General features: G+C 68.5%; 18 protein-coding genes. 8 read left to right on the forward strand and 10 right to left on the reverse strand.

What is annotated here, in order from left to right; translation table 11 throughout:
* Positions 1–51 precede the first annotated feature (51 nt).
* A complete protein-coding gene (locus P5703_RS20075; protein ID WP_013981526.1) occupies positions 52–495 on the forward strand; it encodes a ketosteroid isomerase-related protein in 444 nt (147 codons plus the stop codon).
* On the opposite strand, the gene P5703_RS20080 is transcribed toward P5703_RS20075, so the two are convergent.
* Genes P5703_RS20080 through P5703_RS20115 form a run of 8 tightly spaced genes read right to left on the reverse strand, consistent with a single transcriptional unit; the run spans position 496 to position 7,287 of the window.
* Entirely contained in the window at positions 496–2,145 is a 1,650-nt protein-coding gene (locus tag P5703_RS20080; protein WP_285589285.1) for a complex I subunit 5 family protein, read from the reverse strand.
* Positions 2,142–3,635 carry a complex I subunit 5 family protein gene (locus tag P5703_RS20085; RefSeq protein ID WP_285589289.1) on the reverse strand — a complete coding sequence of 498 codons (1,494 nt, stop codon included), beginning with the start codon at positions 3,633–3,635 and terminating at the stop codon, positions 2,142–2,144. Before P5703_RS20085 ends, P5703_RS20080 begins: the two co-directional genes overlap by 4 nt.
* A complete protein-coding gene (locus tag P5703_RS20090; protein WP_011911619.1) occupies positions 3,632–5,056 on the reverse strand; it encodes a complex I subunit 5 family protein in 1,425 nt (474 codons plus the stop codon). The genes P5703_RS20085 and P5703_RS20090 overlap by 4 nt, the downstream gene beginning before the upstream one ends.
* Complete coding sequence (locus tag P5703_RS20095) at positions 5,053–5,334, reverse strand: NADH-quinone oxidoreductase subunit K (RefSeq protein ID WP_013981524.1); 282 nt, start codon at positions 5,332–5,334, stop codon at positions 5,053–5,055. Before P5703_RS20095 ends, P5703_RS20090 begins: the two co-directional genes overlap by 4 nt.
* On the reverse strand, positions 5,331–6,239 hold the full coding sequence (locus tag P5703_RS20100) for an MnhB domain-containing protein (protein ID WP_020306798.1): 909 nt from the start codon (positions 6,237–6,239) through the stop codon (positions 5,331–5,333). The genes P5703_RS20095 and P5703_RS20100 overlap by 4 nt, the downstream gene beginning before the upstream one ends.
* Complete coding sequence (locus tag P5703_RS20105; protein ID WP_013981522.1) at positions 6,232–6,540, reverse strand: cation:proton antiporter; 309 nt, start codon at positions 6,538–6,540, stop codon at positions 6,232–6,234. The genes P5703_RS20100 and P5703_RS20105 overlap by 8 nt, the downstream gene beginning before the upstream one ends.
* On the reverse strand, positions 6,533–6,784 hold the full coding sequence (locus P5703_RS20110; protein WP_013981521.1) for an MrpF/PhaF family protein: 252 nt from the start codon (positions 6,782–6,784) through the stop codon (positions 6,533–6,535). The genes P5703_RS20105 and P5703_RS20110 overlap by 8 nt, the downstream gene beginning before the upstream one ends.
* A complete protein-coding gene (locus P5703_RS20115) occupies positions 6,784–7,287 on the reverse strand; it encodes a Na+/H+ antiporter subunit E (protein ID WP_013981520.1) in 504 nt (167 codons plus the stop codon). The genes P5703_RS20110 and P5703_RS20115 overlap by 1 nt, the downstream gene beginning before the upstream one ends.
* A gap of 252 nt (positions 7,288–7,539) precedes the next feature.
* Between P5703_RS20115 and P5703_RS20120 the strand changes: the two genes are divergently transcribed.
* The 4 genes from P5703_RS20120 (at position 7,540) to P5703_RS20135 (ending at position 11,563) form a co-directional block, all read left to right on the forward strand.
* Positions 7,540–9,216 carry a carbon starvation CstA family protein gene (locus P5703_RS20120; protein WP_011911615.1) on the forward strand — a complete coding sequence of 559 codons (1,677 nt, stop codon included), beginning with the start codon at positions 7,540–7,542 and terminating at the stop codon, positions 9,214–9,216.
* The gene (locus tag P5703_RS20125) at positions 9,213–9,479 is read left to right on the forward strand and encodes a cory-CC-star protein (protein WP_013981518.1); all 267 of its coding nucleotides are present in this window, start codon (positions 9,213–9,215) and stop codon (positions 9,477–9,479) included. Before P5703_RS20120 ends, P5703_RS20125 begins: the two co-directional genes overlap by 4 nt.
* A complete protein-coding gene (locus P5703_RS20130; RefSeq protein ID WP_285589303.1) occupies positions 9,470–10,462 on the forward strand; it encodes an ArsA family ATPase in 993 nt (330 codons plus the stop codon). Before P5703_RS20125 ends, P5703_RS20130 begins: the two co-directional genes overlap by 10 nt.
* Before the next feature lie 93 nt (positions 10,463–10,555).
* Positions 10,556–11,563 (forward strand): SDR family oxidoreductase, encoded by a 1,008-nt coding sequence (locus P5703_RS20135; RefSeq protein ID WP_045633745.1) that lies wholly within the window; start codon positions 10,556–10,558, stop codon positions 11,561–11,563.
* A 22-nt stretch (positions 11,564–11,585) separates the two neighbouring features.
* Here the strand turns inward: P5703_RS20135 and P5703_RS20140 are convergent, their stop codons facing one another.
* Both P5703_RS20140 and P5703_RS20145 read right to left on the reverse strand, forming a co-directional pair.
* Entirely contained in the window at positions 11,586–12,239 is a 654-nt protein-coding gene (locus P5703_RS20140) for a dienelactone hydrolase family protein (protein WP_013981515.1), read from the reverse strand.
* Positions 12,236–12,904: a phosphoribosyltransferase gene (locus P5703_RS20145; RefSeq protein ID WP_013981514.1), complete on the reverse strand. Its 669-nt coding sequence runs from the start codon at positions 12,902–12,904 to the stop codon at positions 12,236–12,238. Before P5703_RS20145 ends, P5703_RS20140 begins: the two co-directional genes overlap by 4 nt.
* 220 nt (positions 12,905–13,124) lie before the next feature.
* Here P5703_RS20145 and P5703_RS20150 point away from each other — a divergent pair, with 220 nt between their 5' ends.
* The 3 genes from P5703_RS20150 to P5703_RS20160 all read left to right on the forward strand — a co-directional run bounded on the left by P5703_RS20150 (position 13,125) and on the right by P5703_RS20160 (position 17,169).
* Positions 13,125–14,210: an ABC transporter substrate-binding protein gene (locus P5703_RS20150; protein ID WP_017244089.1), complete on the forward strand. Its 1,086-nt coding sequence runs from the start codon at positions 13,125–13,127 to the stop codon at positions 14,208–14,210.
* The gene (locus tag P5703_RS20155; protein ID WP_264884249.1) at positions 14,197–16,563 is read left to right on the forward strand and encodes a putative bifunctional diguanylate cyclase/phosphodiesterase; all 2,367 of its coding nucleotides are present in this window, start codon (positions 14,197–14,199) and stop codon (positions 16,561–16,563) included. Before P5703_RS20150 ends, P5703_RS20155 begins: the two co-directional genes overlap by 14 nt.
* 126 nt (positions 16,564–16,689) lie before the next feature.
* The gene (locus P5703_RS20160) at positions 16,690–17,169 is read left to right on the forward strand and encodes a BCAM0308 family protein (protein WP_111481889.1); all 480 of its coding nucleotides are present in this window, start codon (positions 16,690–16,692) and stop codon (positions 17,167–17,169) included.
* The last annotated feature ends 11 nt before the right edge of the window (positions 17,170–17,180 follow it).

Raw genomic sequence — 17,180 nt, forward strand, 5'->3', positions numbered from 1 at the left:
GACCGCTGCTAGAGTTCGCTACCGAGCCACCCGCAGCCTCATGGAACGCGCATGTCACTGGATGACCGCAAGAAACTCGTCCGTCAGCACATCGACCTGACCTGGAACCGCGGGCACCTGGCGCTCGCCGAGCATCTCCACAGCAAGGATTTTCTCTACAAGAGCTCCTTTATCGGCCGGCCGCTGGTCAGTGCCGAGTTTCTCGACATGGTCCGGCAGATCCGTCACGCCATGCCGGAGCTGGAAGTGGTGGTCGAAGAATGCATCGCCGAAGGCAACCGGGTGGTCACCTGGAGCACGCTGATCGGCACCATCGAGCATGCGGCGTTCGGCTACCCGCCCAGCGACAAGGTGCTGAGCATCTCCGCCATGGCGTTCTGGACCATCACCCCGACGCAGCAGGTGCAGGAGATCTGCACCATGTTCGACATGGAAAGCTTCCGCGCCCAGCTGGGCCTGGATACCCGCCCCTACGCCGACAAGGCGTTGCCCTGATCACCACCACCAGCCCAGCCAGAGCAACAGCACCAGCAGCCAGGCGCTGAGGGTCAGCGCGCCGCCTTCCCAGCGGCGATTCCAGCGCCGTTCACGCTGTCGCCAGCGGCTCCCATCGAGGCGGACCGACGGCTCGGGCAATGGCGGCTGCCGCAGCAGCCGGGTCAGCGCCAGCGAAGCCGACAGTGCCGGATTCGGCAGCCGGGCCAGGCGCGCCGGCACACGCCACTGGCGCCGCCAGGCCAGCCCCGCCAGCACGACGGCCAGCAACAATGGCCACAGCGCTGCCCACAGGCCAGCCGGATACAACCCCGCCAGCAACGGCTCGCGCAGGGCCGACCACATCCATGGCAGCGCCACCGACGCCAGGCTGAGCAGCGCCCAGGGCAGCCATTGCCCGGCCGCCGGTGGTGCGCTGGCAGGCTGCTGATCGCGCCACATCAGCCAGAGCGCGCGCAACAGCAACAGCGCGGTGGCGAAGCTGGCCAGCGTCAGCCAGGGCGCCCAGGCGGCGAAAAGGCTGTCGTGCAGGGCGTCCTTGAACAGGTATTTCACCGCCGCCCCGCTGGTCAGCGGCGCCCCCATGATCGCCAGCGCCGGCAGGACCAGCAGCAGCCAGCCCGGGCGTGGCAGGCGCCCCTCGTGCACCATCCCGGCGGCCAGGAACAGCGCACCCTTGGCCAACCCGTGATGTACGCCGAACAGCACCAGCAGCGTGAGCAGCGCGGGGGGCGGCGCCTCGAGGCTCCAGGCCAGCGCCAGGACCATCAGCAGCCAGCCCATCTGGCTCACCGACGACCAGGCCAGCACGGCCTTGGGCTTGCCGGCACAGAGTCCCAGCGCCGCGGCATAGAGCGCACCGAACAGGCCGATCAGGAGCAACGGCATGCTCCAGGCGGTCAGCGTCGGGTCGGTCTCCGGCACGCAGCGCCAGATGCCGAGAATGCCGGCCTTGAGCATCGCCCCGGAGAGCACCGCGCTGGCCGGCGCCGGCGCCTCGGGGTGGGCCAGCGGCAGCCAGACGTGCAGCGGCCAGAAGCCGGCCTTCAGACCGAGGCCGAGCAGCAGCAGGGCCAGGGTCAGATGATCGATCGGTTGCGCCTGCCAGCTGGCGAAGTCGAAGGCCTGGTCGGCGGCGTGAGTGCGCAACAGCAGCCCGGCGAGCAGCAGCATTTCGCCGCAGATCGCCAGTTGCAGGTACAGCCGCCCCGCTCGCCGTGGCCCCGGCCCACCGCGATGGACGATCAGTCCGTAGGCGGACAGGCTCATGGCACTGAAGCCGAGGTAGAAACTCAGCGCATCGGTGGCGATGATCAGCAGCAGATTGCCGGCCACGGCCAGCTGCCAGAACATCCAGAAGCGCAATCGCCCCGCCCCGTTGCCCAGGCTGCTGCTGGCGAAGATCGCCGCGCAGGTCCAGAGCACGGCGGAAAAGCCCAGCCAGGCGCGCGTCAGGACATCGTCCGTGCCCCAGCGCACCCCCTCCCACAGCCAGGGCAGCTCCAGCGCCACCGGCGGTTGCAGCGCGGCCAGCAGCGCCGGCAGGCCGCTCAGCCACAGCCATGGCAGGGCGCGTTCGCGCAGCCATGGCAGCAGCGCCGCACCCAGCAGCGGAGCGAAGGGCACCAGCAGCCAGAGCCAGGCGCTCATATGGCGAACTCCCGCTCGACGATCAACTGGCTCCAGCCCAGCGGGCTGAGCGCCGTGGCTGCCAGCAACCCGACCAGCAGCGACAGCAGCGCGGTGAGCAGGGGCGGTAGCAGCAGCATCCAGTGAGTCTCGAAGCGCTCGCCGGCCCAACGGTCCTCGTGCCAGTCGGCCGGCTCGGCGAACCAGCCGCGCCACAGCAGCGGCAGGAAGTAGGCAGCGTTGAGCAGCGCGGAGCCGAGCAGCACCAGCAGCACCCAGTCCTGCCCGACCTCCAGCGCGCCGAGGCCCAGCGTCCACTTGCTGATGAAGCCGGCGATTGGCGGAATGCCGATCATGCCCAGCGCACCGATGGAGAACGCCGCCATGGTCCAGGGCATCCGTCGGCCAACGCCATCCATCTCGCGGATGCGGTGAATCCCCAGGGTTTCGGCGAAGTTGCCCGCACAATAGAACAGCGTCACCTTCATCAGCCCCTGATGCACCAGATGCACCAGGCCGCCCACCGCGGCGATCGGTCCGAGCAGCGCGACGCCGAGGGTCACGTAGGACACCTGACTGATGGTCGAGTAGGCCAGGCGCTTCTTCAGCTCCTGCTGCTGCAAGGCGCGCAGCGAGCCGTAGAGGATGGTGGCCGCGGCCAGCCACAGCGGCCTGGTGAGATCCAGCCGGGTCAGCGCTTCGGCACCAAAGACGTCATAGACCACCCGCACGATACCGAACGCCCCCGCCTTCACCACCGCCACCGCATGCAGCAGCGCGCTGACCGGCGCCGGCGCGACCATCGCCTGCGGCAGCCAGCCATGCAGCGGGATCAGCGCGGCCTTCACCCCAAGCCCGAGAATCAGCAGGACGAAGGCCACCTGCAGCGGCACCTCGTGCTCGTCGACCTGCTCCAGCAGATAGCCGGCGGCCTGGAAATCCGGCGTGCCGGCCAGGCTGTGCAGCAGCCCCACACCCATCAGCACCAGCGTGCCGCCGCCCACCGTATAGGCCAGGTAGACGCGCCCGGCGGTCAGCGACTCCGGCGTGCCGCGGTGCACCACCAGCGGGAACGTGGCCAGGGTCAGCAGCTCGTAGAACAGCAGAAAGCTGACCAGGTTGCCCGCCAGCGCCAGGCCCACAGTGGCGCTGACGCACAGGCTGAAATAGCCGAAGAAGCGCGAGCGCAGCGGCGAGTTTTCCAGGTAGCCGATGGCGTAGATGGTGGTGGCCGCCCAGAGCAGCGAGGACAGCGCGACGAACAGCAGTGACAACGCATCGGCCTGCAGCACCAGCGGTGCGCCTGGCAGCAGCGGCACACTGAAACGATACTCGCTGCCCTGGCTGACGCCGTAGAGCATGCCACCCACCAGCAGCAGCTTGAGCGTCACGCCGAGCAGGTTGAGCGTGACCCGCAGGCGCTGCTGGTCCTCGCGCAGGGCGAAGATCACCAGGCCCGGCAATAGCGAGCTGAGTACGATGCCGAGCGGCAGCAGGCCGTGCCAGTTCATCGTCCGAGCCCCCCGAGCCAGAGCAGCAGCGGCTCGCTGATCAGCGCCAACCCCCAGACCAGCAACGCCGGCAGCAGCGCCAGCCACTGCGCCAGGCGATCGGGATGGATGCTCGGCGGATTGGGCCGCGCGCGATCGAAGCCATGGGCCACTACACGGAATACGTAGGCGGCCGACATCAGCGTGCCGAACAGCACGCCCAGCGCCCACGGCCAGTGCTGCGGCTGTTCGAACAGCGGCTGCAGCAGCAACCATTTGGCCAGAAAGCCGCCGCTGGGCGGCAGGCCCACCAGGCTGCCGCCGGCCACGGCGAACGCGGCCAGGGCGATCGGCACGTTCTGACTGGCGCCCTTCATGCCCTTGACCCGCTTGCTGCCGAGAATGGTCTGCAACTCGCCAGCGGCAAGAAACATCGACACCTTGGCCAGCCCATGGGCCAGCACGAACAGCCACAGCGCCGCATGCAGCCGCGGCTCGGGCAGATGCAACAGCAGGCCGAGGGCCAGCAGCGCATAGCCCAGCTGGGCAACCGTGGAATAGGCCACCAGCGTCTTCAGCCGCGGCGCGCGCAGCGCCGACCAGCCACCGGCGACCAGCGCCAGCACCCCGGCAGTGCCGAACAGCAGGCCGGCGTCGCGGCCGAATTCAGCCGGGGCAATCTCGCTCCAGATCAGCCAGAGGATGTACAGCGGCCCCTTGACCACCAGCGCCGAAAGCAGCGCGCTGACCGCTGTCGGCGCCGCGGCGTGGGCCGGCGGCAACCACAGGTGCAACGGCCAGAGCGCGGCCTTGAGCATCAGCCCCACGCTCATCAGCAGCAGCGCCAGATGGGTCGCGCCGTCGGCCTCGCTCAGGCGCGCCAGCAGGGCCAGATCGAGCAGCCCGTAGCGCCCGTAGAGCAGCGCCACACCGAGCAGGTAGGCCAGCGAGCCAGCCAGCGACAGCAGCAGATAGTTCAGCGCCGGCTTCCAGGCTTTGCGCCCGGCCAGCGACACCAGCGCCACGGCCACCAGACTGAGCAGTTCCAGGGTCACGTAGAGGTTGAACAGATCGGCCGACAGCCACAGCGCCGCCAGCGCCGCATGCAGCAGGCAGGACAGCGGCCAGTAGTCCGCCTTGCCGGTGGCATGGGCGATGCGCGCGGCATACAGCGCCACCAGCAGGTGCAGCCCGGCGGTGAACACCAGCAACAGCGCGGCCAGAGGCGTCAGGCGGAAACGAATCGCCAGCCCGGCCTCCCAGCCACCGATGAACAGGCTGCGTTCGCCATGATCGAGCACCACCTGCAGCGCCATGATCGCCGCCAGCAGCGCGCCGAGGCTCAGCGCGATCACCCAGCGCCCGCCGCGGGCCGGGCGCAGCAGGATCAGCAACAGGCCGCCGCCCAGGGGCAGCAGCAGGCTGGCCAACGCGGCGTTCATCGCTCGTGCTCCTTCGCTGCGGCCAGCGCACTGCTCAGCCGCAGCGCCAGCGCGGTGGCACTCACCGCCACCACCAGCCCGGTGACCACCAGCGCCACCAGCAGCGGGTCGCTCGGATCATGACGCGCCGCCAGAGCAATCATCACCAGGAACACGCCACTGCCCATCAGGTTGATCGCGATGATCCGCCGCAGGGCATGACGCAGCGTCAGCAGACCATGCAGGCCGAGCAGCCAGAGGGCGAAACCGATGGCGATCCAGAACAGCGTGGCGTTCATCGCTCGGTCTCCGTTTCGTCGCCGATCACCAGCAGGCTGAGGCTGGCGGCGATGGACAGCGTTGCCGCGGCTTCGATGACGAGAATCAGCGGCTTGGCCCAGCCGGATGGATACTGCAACCAGCCCGCACCGAACCAGGCGCAGGCCGCCGCCACCGCGACGAACAGCAACAGGCCGACCAGCACCAGCAGCCGCAGCGGCCATTGGCTCCAGCGCAGCACCGGCAACGCGCCGGCCAGGCGCAGCAGGACGATGCCGGAGGCGAGCAAGGCGCCGGCCTGGAAGGCGCCACCCGGCGACGCCGCGCCGCGCCAGAGCACATAGCCGCCCGCCAGCACCAGCAACGGTGCCAGGGTTCGGCCCCAGGCCTGCAGCAGAGGCCAGGGCTCGCTCAGCTGCATGCGCAGCGGACCGAGCTGGCGCGCGCCGAGCAGCGCCAGCAGCAGCACCGCCAGCTCCAGCAGGGTGTCCCAGGCGCGGAAGTTGAGCAGCACGGCGGTCACCGGATGGTCGACGCCGCTCTGCGCCATGGCCGCATCGATCTGCATCGGCACCCGCGAGGTCTGTTCGGCCAGCGGCGCGAGCTGCGGCAACAGGACGATCAGCAACGGCAGCAGTACCAGCACCGCAGCCAGGCGGCGCCGGCCGGACAGACGAGGTTCGCTGCCTGCCAATGGCTGCCGGGCCAGCGCGGCGAACAGCAGCACACCGGTCAGGCCGGCACCGATGGAGGCCTCGGCCAGGGCCAGGTCGGCAGCGCCCAGGCGCGCCCATACCAGCGCCAGAACCAGGCCGAACGAGACGAACAGCAGCACGCCGGCATACAGCTGGCGCACGTGCAGGGCGCCGCCGGCCAGGCCGAGCAGCAGCAGGCCGAGCACACCGTCCAGCAGCCAGTCAGTCATCATCACGCTCCCCGGCCGCGCCCTGATCTTCGCGCTGACGTGCCAGCAGCTGGCAGGCGGTGGCGCCGGAGGCCAGCACCAGCAGCCAGATCAGCAGCATTTGCGCGACTTCCAGCAGGCTGCCGGCGCGCAGCGCGAGCCCGGCCACCACGAGGCCAAAACCGAGGGTGTCGGCCTTGGTCAGCGCGTGCAGCCGGCTCAGGGTGTCGGGAAAACGCAGCAGGCCGATGCTGCCCGCGGCAAAGAACAGCAGGCCGCCGGCCAGCAGCAGCCAGCTGAGCGCGGCGAGCAGCTCATTCATGGCGGCTCCGGCGCAGCAGCTGGACCAGCGCGGCGCTCACCATCGCCGCCAGCAGCGCCAGCACCAGCGCGGCATCGCGCAGCGCCGGGGCCCCCTGCCACTGCGCCAGCACCAGCAGCAGCGCGGTGCCGGAAGTACCGAAAAGCTGCACGACCAGCAGCCGATCGACCCGCCCCGGTCCGCGCAGCACGCGCCACAGGCCGATGATCAGGGTCAGCAGCAGCAACGCCGCGTACAGGGCCATCAGCGTCGCTCCAGGCCGCCCAGCAGGCGCTCGAGCCGCCGTTCGAGCTCGGCGACCGTGGGTTGCCAGGCCAGGCGCTCGTCGAGCACATGCACCTGCATATGATCGCCTTCGATGCGCGAGGACAGCGTGCCGGGCAGCAGCCCGACCAGCGCCGACAGCAGCAGACGTACCCGTGGCGAGCGGCTGGTGAGCGGATACGGGTGCCATGCCGGCTGCAGCTGGCAGCGCGGCTGCAAGGCACGGCGCGCCACATCCCAGCCGCCGAGCAGCATGTGCCTGAGGAAGAACGTGAGAAACCCTGGCAACGCGCCAAGGCGCATGGCCGGCGGGCGCAGGCCCAACCACAGGCTCAGGGCAACCGCCAGCGCCACCGTCGGCACGCCCAGCAGCCAGCCCTGGCCAGCGGCGAACAGTGCCCACAGCGCGGTATAGATCAGTGACCAGAAGAGCGCGTCGGTGGCTCCGCGACGCAGTGTGGCCTGAGTCATCACATCCTCCATGGCAGTCCGATCTTTGTAACAAGTCGAGGCCAAGAGTTCGCCGCTGTCCACAGGCGGCGGCGAAAAGCCTTGTATCAGCAGATTGCCGCTGGGCTTGCCCGCGCGCCCGCTCGCGCGCGGGCGGAACGTCCGTGGCGAGCGCTGGTCTGTCCCCTGAGGCCGCGGCGTGGACGCCCGGTCATAACAATCACCCCATGAGGGCCAAACAGGACTGCGTTGTCGCCGGCGGGCGGCACGCCGAGGAATCCCCAGATGAGTGCAATCGCGTTGTTGCTGGTCGGCCTGGGCGCCATGGCGCTGGGCTACGTCTTCTACTCCAAGTTCATCGCCGAACGAATCTACCGGCTCGATCCCAACTACCGGACGCCAGCGCACACCATGCGCGACGGCGTGGACTACGTACCGACCAACAAATTCGTGCTCTGGGGCCACCACTTCACCTCGGTGGCCGGCGCCGCGCCCATCGTCGGCCCGGCCATCGCGGTGATCTGGGGCTGGGGTCCGGCCTTCGCCTGGGTGGTCTTCGGCACCATCTTCTTCGCTGGCGTGCATGACTTCGGCGCGCTCTGGGCCAGCGCCCGCAGCCGCGGCCAGTCGGTGGGCATGCTCAGTGGTCGGCTGATCGGCTCGCGCGGGCGCAGTCTGTTCCTGGTGGTGATCTTCCTCGTGCTGCTGATGGTCAACGGCGCCTTTGCCGCGGTGATCTCCAACCTGCTGGTGTCGACGCCGACCTCGGTGATCCCGGTGTGGGGCGCGATCCTGGTGGCGCTGGTGATCGGCCAGATGATCTACCGCTACAACATGAAGCTGCTCTGGCCTTCGCTGGGCGGGGTGATCGTGCTCTACGCGCTGATCCTGATCGGCAACCAGTACCCCATCGTGCTGCCGGACGAGGTCATGGGCCTGTCGGCCAAGTCGCTGTGGATCCTGCTGCTGTTCGTCTACGCCGCCATCGCCTCGCTGCTGCCGGTGTGGGTGCTGCTGCAGCCGCGCGACTACATCAACGGCCTGCAACTGTTCGTCGGCCTCGGCCTGCTCTACCTGGCGGTGCTGTTCGGCGCGCCGGAGCTGGTGGCGCCGGCCTTCAACCAGGAGCTGCCGGCCGATACCCCGAGCATCGTGCCGCTGCTGTTCGTCACCATCGCCTGCGGCGCGATCTCCGGCTTCCACGGCCTGGTCGCCTCCGGCACCACCTCCAAGCAGCTGGACAAGGAAACCGACGCCCGCTTCGTCGGCTACTTCGGCGCCATGGGCGAAGGCATGCTCTCACTTGCGGCGATCATCTGCTGCACCGCCGGCTTCGCCACCCTGACCGACTGGCAGCAGGTCTACACCGCCTTCGGCAGCGGCGGCGTCACCGCCTTCGTGCAGGGTGGCGGCACGCTGCTGGCCAACGGTCTGGGCCTGCCTGCCGAGCTTGGCGGGACCATTCTCGCAGTGATGGCGATTCTCTTCGCCGGCACCACCATGGACACCGGCCTGCGCCTGCAGCGCTTCGTCATCCAGGAAGCCGGCGAGCTGGCCGGAATGAAGGTCAACACCCTGGTGGGCACGCTGATCGCCGTCGGCGTGTGCATGGCGCTGGCCTTCGGCGCCGGCTCCGATGGCACCGGCGGCATGGTCATCTGGCCGCTGTTCGGTACCACCAACCAGCTGCTGGCCGGCCTGACCCTGGCGGTGATCACCGTCATCCTGATCAAGCTCGGCCGCTCGCCGGTGTACACCCTGGTGCCGCTGGTGTTCCTGCTGGCCATGTCGATCTACGCGCTGCTGGTGCAGATGGGCCAGTTCTACCGCGCCGAAAACTGGCTGCTGCTGGGCATGGACGTGATCATCCTGATCGCCGCACTGTGGGTCACCCTCGAGGCGATCATCGCCATGCGCAAGGGCCGCGACCCGGCCGAGCGCGCCTTCGAGGCGCAGCCGTGAGCGAGCCGCTGAGCATCCTCGGCAAGGTTTCCGCGGGGCTGCGCGAGTTCTACGTCGCGCCCTATCGGCGAACCTTCGCCCGGGCCCGGCGCGACGAGGACGACCTGTTCATGCTGCTGGTGTTCAGCGAAACCCTGGGCGTGCCGAACCCGGCCGCCTGGTACACCCTGGAGCTGATGCCGGCGCTGTACGAGCGCTTCCACGACTGGCACCGGCGCATGGGAATGGAGCACTCGCCACTGGACCATATCGCATGCTGCTAGAGCTGGCAGCCGAGCGTCGCGTGCTGTTCTTTGGCGGCAAGGGCGGCGTCGGCAAGACCACCGTGGCCGCCGCTACCGCCCTCGCCCAGGCGCGGGCCGGGCGCCGCGTGCTGCTGGTCTCCACCGATCCGGCACACAACCTCGGGCACCTCTGGCAGCGCCCGGTGGGCCCGCAGAAGGTGCGCCTGGCGGCCGGGCTGGACGGCCTGGAGCTGGACCCGGAACTCACCGTGCAGCAGCACCTCGAGGACGTCGGCGCCGCCCTGCGCAAGCTGATGCCGGCGCACCTGGCCGGCGAAGTGGACAAGCACATGGCGCTGTCGCGCGATGCCCCTGGAATGCACGAGGCGGCGCTGCTCGAACGCATCGCCGAGACGCTGGAGCAGGGCCTGGCCGACTACGACCTGCTGGTGTTCGATACCGCCCCGTCCGGGCACACGGCACGGCTGATGGCGCTGCCGGAAATGATGAGCGCCTGGACCGAAGGCCTGCTGCGCCGGCAGGAGCGCGGCTCGCGCTTCAGCCAGGTGTTGAAGAACCTCGGCCAGGACGATCGCGGCTTCGGCCAGTCCATACTCGGCCAGGGCGATGGCGAGGCTGCGCCGGATCGCGACAGTCGTATTCGCCAGATCCTCGACCGTCGCCGCGAGCGCTTCAACCGGCTGCGCGAGGTGCTCGGTGATGCGCAGCAGTGCGCGTTCGTCATCGTGCTCGCCGCCGAGCGGCTGCCGGTGCTGGAAACCATCGAACTGCATGCGCAGCTGCAGCGCGCCGGCACGCCGGTCGGCGCGCTGGTGGTGAACAAGCGCTCGCCGGCCGATGCCGGCGCCTTTCTAGCTGAACGCCACGCCCTGGAGGAACAGCATCTCGCCACCCTGCGCCAGGCGCTGGGCCAGCTACCACTGCTGGAGCTGCCGCTTTTGCCCGGTGATGTGGTCGGCGAAGCGGCGCTGGAGGCCTTCGCCCACAGGCTGGCCGACTGACCCGGACCGCCCGTCACACCGACTGAACGGCCTCGTCGCGCCCTTTTCCATACGCCATGCCATATCCATTGCAAAGCGCGAGAGGAGGGTTCCATGAAGCTGCATCTCAAACCCCTGAACCAACAGGTCATCGTCATCACCGGCGGCTCCAGCGGCATCGGTCTGGCCACCGCACGCATGGCCGTCGAGCAGGGCGCCCGCGTGGCGCTGATCTCCCGCAACGAGGAAGCACTGGCGCAGACCGAACAACAGCTGGGCGCCGGCGAACGGGTCATGCACGTGGTGGCCGATGTCGGTGAGCGCGAGCAGCTGCAACATGCTGCCGACCAGGTGATCGAGCGTTTCGGCGGCTTCGACACCTGGATCAACAACGCCGGATCATCGGTCTGGGGTCGCCTCGGCGACGTCAGCGACGAGGATCACCAGCGCGTCATGCAGACCAACTTCTGGGGCACCTTCTATGGCTCCAGCATCGCCGCGGCGCACCTGCGCCCACGTGGCGGCTCGATCATCAACATAGGCAGCCTGGAGTCGGTGGTGGCGCTGCCCTTCCACGCCAGCTACAGCGCCAGCAAGCACGCGGTGAAGGCGCTGACCGACGTGCTGCGGCTGGAGCTGGAACAGGATCGCGCTCCGGTCTCGGTGACGCTGGTGCGGCCGGTGGCGACCGATACGCCGTTCATGGATCACTCGAAGAACGAGCTGGAGAGCGCACCGAACTTCCCACCGCCGGTGTACGCGCCGGAGGTGGTCGCCCAGGCCATCCTGCATGCGGCCGAACACCCACAGCGCGACGTCTACATCGGCAACGGCAAGCTGCTCAGCCGCCTCGAACAGAACGCGCCGCGCCTGGTGGACTGGCTGCGCCGCCGCTTCATCGCCCCGACAATCGTCAGCGGCCGTCCGGATGCCAACCGTCGCGGCCAACTGCACGAAGCCGACAGCAGCCAGGGCGGCGCCGGGCATGCCCATGGCGCCTACCCCGGGGTGGTGCTGCAGCACAGCCTGTATACCCGCGCCTCGCAACACCCGGTGGCGACCACCGCCGCCCTGGCGCTGGGCGCGCTGACGGTGTTCTCGTTGCTGCGACGCCGCGGCTGATCGGGCGGTGGCCGGCGTGCGGCTATACCAGGTGCCGCACGAACCAGTCGCCGGCCAGGCGCGCCACCTCTTCCAGCGTGCCGTGCTCCTCGAACAGGTGGCTCGCGCCGGGCACCACCACCAGCTGGTGCTCGCACTGCAGTCGTGCCGCCGCGGCACGATTGAGCTCCAGCACCTCCAGGTCGCGGCTGCCGACGATGAACAGCGAAGCGGCGTGGACTCGTGCCAGCGACGGCTCGGCCAGGTCGACGCGCCCCCCGCGCGAGACCACTGCCGCGATGTCGGCTGGGCGGGAAGCCGCGGTGGTGAGCGCCGCGGCCGCACCGGTGCTCGCACCGAACAGGCCGATGCGCAGCTCGCGCAGTTGTGCATCGCTGCTCAGCTGATCGATCACGCCCGTCAGGCGTTGGCTGAGCAAGGGGATGTCGAAGCGCAGCTGGCGGGTGATCTCGTCGATGGGTTGCTCGTGCTTGGTCAGCAGGTCGAACAGCAGGGTGGCCAGGCCCATTTCGTTGAAGCAGCGCGCCACGCTCTGGTTGCGTGGGCTGTGCCGGCTGCTGCCGCTGCCGTGCACGAAGACCACCAGTCCACGCGCCGCAGCCGGCACGCACAGGTCGCCGTGCAGGCGGGCCTTGCCGAGGGTGAAGCGCATCGGGGTCGCGGATGACTGGCTCATGCCGGCTGCCCTCCCCGGCTCCAGGCGCGCTGCAGCAGATCGACCACCAGGCGGTCCGGGGTCTGATCGAAGTTCTGGTACCAGCGGCCGATTGCATAGAGGTCATGGGGCATGTGCAGGCAGATGATGCGGTCGGCCAGCGGCTCCAGTTGCGCGACGCTGTCCGGAGCTGCCACCGGCACCGCCACGGTGATGCTCGACGGCTCCAGCTGGCGCACCGCCTTCACCGCGGCGCGCATGGTGGCGCCCGTGGCCAGTCCGTCATCCACCAGGATAACCGCACGCCCGGCGACCACCGGCCGCGGGCGGTCACCGCGATAAGCCTGTTCGCGGCGCTGCAACTCGTGGCTCTCCTGAGCGATGGTGCCGTCGATCTCGGCCCTGGAGGCGTGAACGTAGCGCACGATGTCCTCGTTCATCACCCGCACACCACCGCTAGCAATGGCGCCCATGGCCAGCTCGCGATTGCCGGGCGTGCCGAGCTTGCGTACCACCAGAATGTCCAGCTCCAGCCCCAGGCGTTGCGCCACCTCGAACGCCACCGGCACACCACCGCGCGGCAGCGCCAGCACCAGGGCATCGGTCCAGTCGCCTTCCTGCGCCAGCCGCTCGGCCAGTGCCTCGCCTGCATGTATTCGATCGGGGAAAGGGATCATCAGGGTCATGGCCGGTTCCTCGCTACGCTGCCGAATGCATTGGAGTCTGGCTCAAGAATGGGAGGTCCGTCGGCCGCTGCGACAAACAACGCAGAACCGCCGCCGATCGGGGCGTAAGCGGCGGTCGACGAAAGGCATTGCCGTCATATGTCTGGCGCCATTAAAGTGCCAGTACTGCAGCCATGCCGGGACGCCGGCCGGTTCGACCTCTGCCAGCGGAAGGATGCCCATGCCGAACAACAAAAAACCCCGGGTCGCCTGGTGTGTACGCAGCGCAGTGCTGATGACCGTCAGCCTGCTGTTTCCCTCTACCTCGCTGCACGCGGCACAAAGCCTGACGCTGCTGACCTGGGAGGAGTACCTCAGCGAGGCGGTGATCGAGCGCTGGCAGGCCGAGACCGGGGTCGAGATCCAGCAGATCTTCTTCGACAGCGGCGACAAGCGTGACGAGATCCTCGCCAAACCCGACCACCAGATCGACATCGCCCTCACCGAGCTGATCAGCTCGTCGCGCTTCGGCGCGCGCAAACTGCTGGAGCCGATCGAGCAAGCCCGCCTGCCGGCGCTGCGTCATGTGGCCCGGCGCTGGCGCGACAGCTGCGGCCGTTACGCCGTGCCGTACCTGTGGGGCACGCTGGGCATCGCCTATCGCAGCGACCGCATCGAGCAGGCGCCACGCTCCTGGGCGGACCTGCTCAAACCGGCGCGACCGGACGAGCCGCACATCGTGATGATGGAAGACCACGAGGACATCCTCGCCAGCCCGTTGATCCTGCTCGGCCACTCGATCAATACCTCTGACCTCGACCAGCTCAAGGCAGCGTTCGAGCTGCTGCGCAGCCAATCCGAGGCAGTGCTCACCTACGAGTACGTGATCACCGCGCTGCGCAGCCAGCGGCATCTCGACCGCGCCGACATGGCGCTGGCCTACAGTGGCGACCAGCAGGTGCTCAACGCGGTCGAGGGCGTGCACGGCGAGCCCTGGCGCTACGTGGTGCCGGAAGAAGGCACACTGCTCTGGGTCGACTGCCTGTCGGTGCCGAGCAACAGCCCGAACCAGGCGCTGGCCTACCGCTTCCTGGACTTCCTCAACCGACCCGAGATCGCCGCCCTGAATGCCGAGGACCTGGGCGTCGCCACGCCGAATGCCGCAGCCCGGGCGCTGCTGCCGGAGGACGTGCGCGCGGATGCGACCATCTACCCGCCAGAGGCGGTCCTGGCCCGCAGCCAGGTCTACGAGGAGCGGCCGCTGGAGGGCACGCAGACCCGGCGGCGCATCATCAGCGCACTGATCAACGCCCATGACGCTCGGTAAACGCGCGCTGCTGGTGATCTTCCCGGTCATTCTGATCATCCAGCTGGTTGCCTCGACCACCGCCTACCTGACCCAGCGCGCCTCGCTGCTGGGCCTGAAGCAGGCGCGTCTGGAGCAGCAGCTGTCGGCGCTGAAGTCGGCCTATCTGGACTACGAGGCGTTCAACCGCAGCGTGCTCTACTCGATCATCGACAGCGAGGCGTTGCTGCACTTCCTGCGCGAGTCGGACACCGCCTTTCGCAACGACACCCTCGGGCTTCGCCTGCAGCAAAGCATTCGCTCGCTGTCGAACACCGAACTGTCGTTCGTTTCCTTCGCCATCGTGCAGCCCGATGGCCAGCCGGCCTACTACTTCGAGAGCAGCCTGTCGCCGTTCGGCTCGATGGATGCCTCGCAGCAACGGATCGTCCAGCAGGCCCGGCAATCGGCTTCCAGCGCGACGACCTACCTCGAACAGGCCGATGGCGCTCCGCTGCTGGTCAACACCGACTTCGTCCTGCCGGCCAGCGGCAGCCGGCCGCTGCCGAGCCAGCGCGGTGAGGCCTTCGCCATCCAGCTGGCGGTACGCCCCGAGCGATTCATCAAGCTCAAGCGGGCACTGGAGAGCGAATACGGTGCGCCGGTGGAGATCGCCGACCAGCAGTTGCCGGTGGACGTCGGCCTGTCCGCCGAGATTCCGCTGTCGCGCTCGCTGCACGCCCGCCTGACGCCGGCGCCGGACTACACCGCCGAGCGTCTGCAAAAGCTCGGGCTGGCCTTTCTCGCGGGCGGTTCGCTGATCGGCCTGCTGTCCATCGGGCTGCTGCTGTGGCTGATCCGCCGCTACATCACCACACCCATCAGCCAGCTGGACGACCAGCTCACCGACCTGCTGCTGTGCAAACGCGCGGCCCTCGACGAGCCCAGTGACGGCGGCGAGATCGGCCGTCTGACGGTCAACATGAAGACCCTGCACGATCGCAGCACCGCCGCGCTGCAGCGCATCCAGGAGATCTCCTGGACCGACAGCCTGACGCAGATCAGCAACCGCGCGCACTTCGGCATGCTGGCCAACGCCATGTATGAACAATGTCTGCAGGAGGACAAGCGCCTGTCGCTGCTGTTCATCGACCTGGACAACTTCAAGCAGGTCAACGACCGCCACGGCCACGATGCCGGCGATGCCCTGCTGCGCCTGTTCGCCCAGCGCGCCCAGACGCTGCTGGAACGGCATCGCCAGCAGCATCCGCACACCTATTCGGCGTTCGCCCGGCTGTCCGGCGACGAATTCGCCATCCTCCTGCTGAGCGATGCCGAGCCCGGCCTCGACGCACTGTGCAACGCGCTGCTCGGCCTGTGCCGCGGCGGATTCCGCCTGGAGGAGCGCACCTACCCGGTCAGCCTCAGCATCGGCACCGCCTGCTATCCGGACGATGCCGACTCCATCACCCAGCTGCTCACCCGCGCCGACACCGCCATGTACCAGGCCAAGGCCGAAGGCAAGTGCATGGCGGTGGCATTCAGCAACGAGCTGGAACAGCGCAACGAGCGAATCCGCCTGATCGAGGACCAGCTGCGCGCACTGGACGGCGACGACCAGCTGCGGCTGGTCTACATGCCGGCACTCAACCGCGACGGTGCGGTGGTCAGTTGCGAAGTGCTGCTGCGCTGGCATTCGCCGGTGCTGGGCACGGTCTCGCCCGCCGAGTTCATCCCCATTGCCGAGCGTGCCGGGCTGTTCCCGAAGATCGACAGCTGGGTCATCGACCACGCACTGGCCGAGTACCCGCAGCTGGTGCGGCTGTTCGGCGAGCAGGTGATCCTGGCGATCAACGTGTCCTCCGCGCAGCTGGCCGACGACCGCATCTGCCGCTATCTGGCCGAGCGCGCCGCCCATCACGGGGTGGCCCCGGGCAGGATCGAGATCGAGCTGACCGAGACCTACGCGGCCGAGCTGAACAAGGACACCATGGCCGTGGTGCAGGCAATTCGCCGGGCCGGCTTTCGCGTCGCCATCGACGATTTCGGCGTCGGCTACACGTCGATCCAGCAATTGCTGGAGTACCCGGCCGACACCATCAAGCTGGACATGGCGATCATCACGCGGCTGACACGGCCGGACATGCAGCACAGCCTCAGCGCCCTGGTCGCCTTCTGCCATGCCCAGGGCAAGCGGGTGAATGCCGAAGGCGTGGATGACATGGAGAAGCAGTCGGCGCTGCTTCAGGCCGGTTGCGACCTGTTCCAGGGCTACCTGATCTCGCCGCCACGGGCATTGCCGGCACTGGAAGACTGGATGGCCGTGCGCAACCGCGCCCAGGGTGCACTTCGCCTGGAACAGCTGGCGCCGCGGGTGCTGCCGCAACCCTTATGAGCGAGTCGCGCGAGCCCTTGCGCGACCGATCATCGCAACCGGCGGCCGCCACGTCCCGCAGGCGGAAGAGCGCTGTGGGCTGATCTACGCTGCAAAGGCACCCTCCCTATCATTGAGGCCTTTGCCATGGACAAGACGCGCGACAAGCTTCTACAACCCGAACACCACGACCCCTACCTCAAGGCGTGGCACCAGCGCAGCGACACCCTTTGCCCACGATGCGGCGCCGCCTACCAGGCCGGACGCTGGACCTGGCACGGACTGGTCGATGCGAGCAACGCCCAGGAAGCCCTCTGTCCTGCCTGCCAGCGCATCGTCGAAGACGTGCCGGCCGGCACCATCAGCCTGCGCGGCGCGTTCGTCAAAGCGCATACCGACGAACTCAGCGGACTGATCCGCAACACCGAAGAAAAGGAAAAGGGCGAACATCCGCTCGAGCGCCTGATGGCCATCAGCGACGAACCCGATGGGTTGCGTGTGACCACCACCGGCCTGCACCTGGCTCAGCGCATCGGCCACGCGCTGGAAGCCGCCTACGACGGCGAACTGAAGATCCTCTACGACGGTGAAGCGTATTACGTCGACGTGCACTGGCTGCGCGACTGAGCCTGCGAACC

The sequence above is a fragment of the Stutzerimonas sp. FeSN7 genome (assembly GCF_030263795.1).
Classification (GTDB): Bacteria; Pseudomonadota; Gammaproteobacteria; order Pseudomonadales; family Pseudomonadaceae; genus Stutzerimonas; species Stutzerimonas stutzeri.

Coding starts and splice junctions, on each gene's coding strand:
- P5703_RS20095 (WP_013981524.1), bottom strand. CDS start 5,334: ATGAACGCCACGCTGTTCTGGATCGCCATCGGTTTCGCCCTCTGGCTG.
- P5703_RS20135 (WP_045633745.1), top strand. CDS start 10,556: ATGAAGCTGCATCTCAAACCCCTGAACCAACAGGTCATCGTCATCACC.
- P5703_RS20130 (WP_285589303.1), top strand. CDS start 9,470: ATGCTGCTAGAGCTGGCAGCCGAGCGTCGCGTGCTGTTCTTTGGCGGC.
- P5703_RS20085 (WP_285589289.1), bottom strand. CDS start 3,635: ATGAACTGGCACGGCCTGCTGCCGCTCGGCATCGTACTCAGCTCGCTA.
- P5703_RS20115 (WP_013981520.1), bottom strand. CDS start 7,287: ATGGAGGATGTGATGACTCAGGCCACACTGCGTCGCGGAGCCACCGAC.
- P5703_RS20080 (WP_285589285.1), bottom strand. CDS start 2,145: ATGAGCGCCTGGCTCTGGCTGCTGGTGCCCTTCGCTCCGCTGCTGGGT.
- P5703_RS20090 (WP_011911619.1), bottom strand. CDS start 5,056: ATGAACGCCGCGTTGGCCAGCCTGCTGCTGCCCCTGGGCGGCGGCCTG.
- P5703_RS20075 (WP_013981526.1), top strand. CDS start 52: ATGTCACTGGATGACCGCAAGAAACTCGTCCGTCAGCACATCGACCTG.
- P5703_RS20155 (WP_264884249.1), top strand. CDS start 14,197: ATGACGCTCGGTAAACGCGCGCTGCTGGTGATCTTCCCGGTCATTCTG.
- P5703_RS20105 (WP_013981522.1), bottom strand. CDS start 6,540: ATGAATGAGCTGCTCGCCGCGCTCAGCTGGCTGCTGCTGGCCGGCGGC.
- P5703_RS20100 (WP_020306798.1), bottom strand. CDS start 6,239: ATGACTGACTGGCTGCTGGACGGTGTGCTCGGCCTGCTGCTGCTCGGC.
- P5703_RS20110 (WP_013981521.1), bottom strand. CDS start 6,784: ATGGCCCTGTACGCGGCGTTGCTGCTGCTGACCCTGATCATCGGCCTG.
- P5703_RS20150 (WP_017244089.1), top strand. CDS start 13,125: ATGCCGAACAACAAAAAACCCCGGGTCGCCTGGTGTGTACGCAGCGCA.
- P5703_RS20160 (WP_111481889.1), top strand. CDS start 16,690: ATGGACAAGACGCGCGACAAGCTTCTACAACCCGAACACCACGACCCC.
- P5703_RS20145 (WP_013981514.1), bottom strand. CDS start 12,904: ATGACCCTGATGATCCCTTTCCCCGATCGAATACATGCAGGCGAGGCA.
- P5703_RS20140 (WP_013981515.1), bottom strand. CDS start 12,239: ATGAGCCAGTCATCCGCGACCCCGATGCGCTTCACCCTCGGCAAGGCC.
- P5703_RS20120 (WP_011911615.1), top strand. CDS start 7,540: ATGAGTGCAATCGCGTTGTTGCTGGTCGGCCTGGGCGCCATGGCGCTG.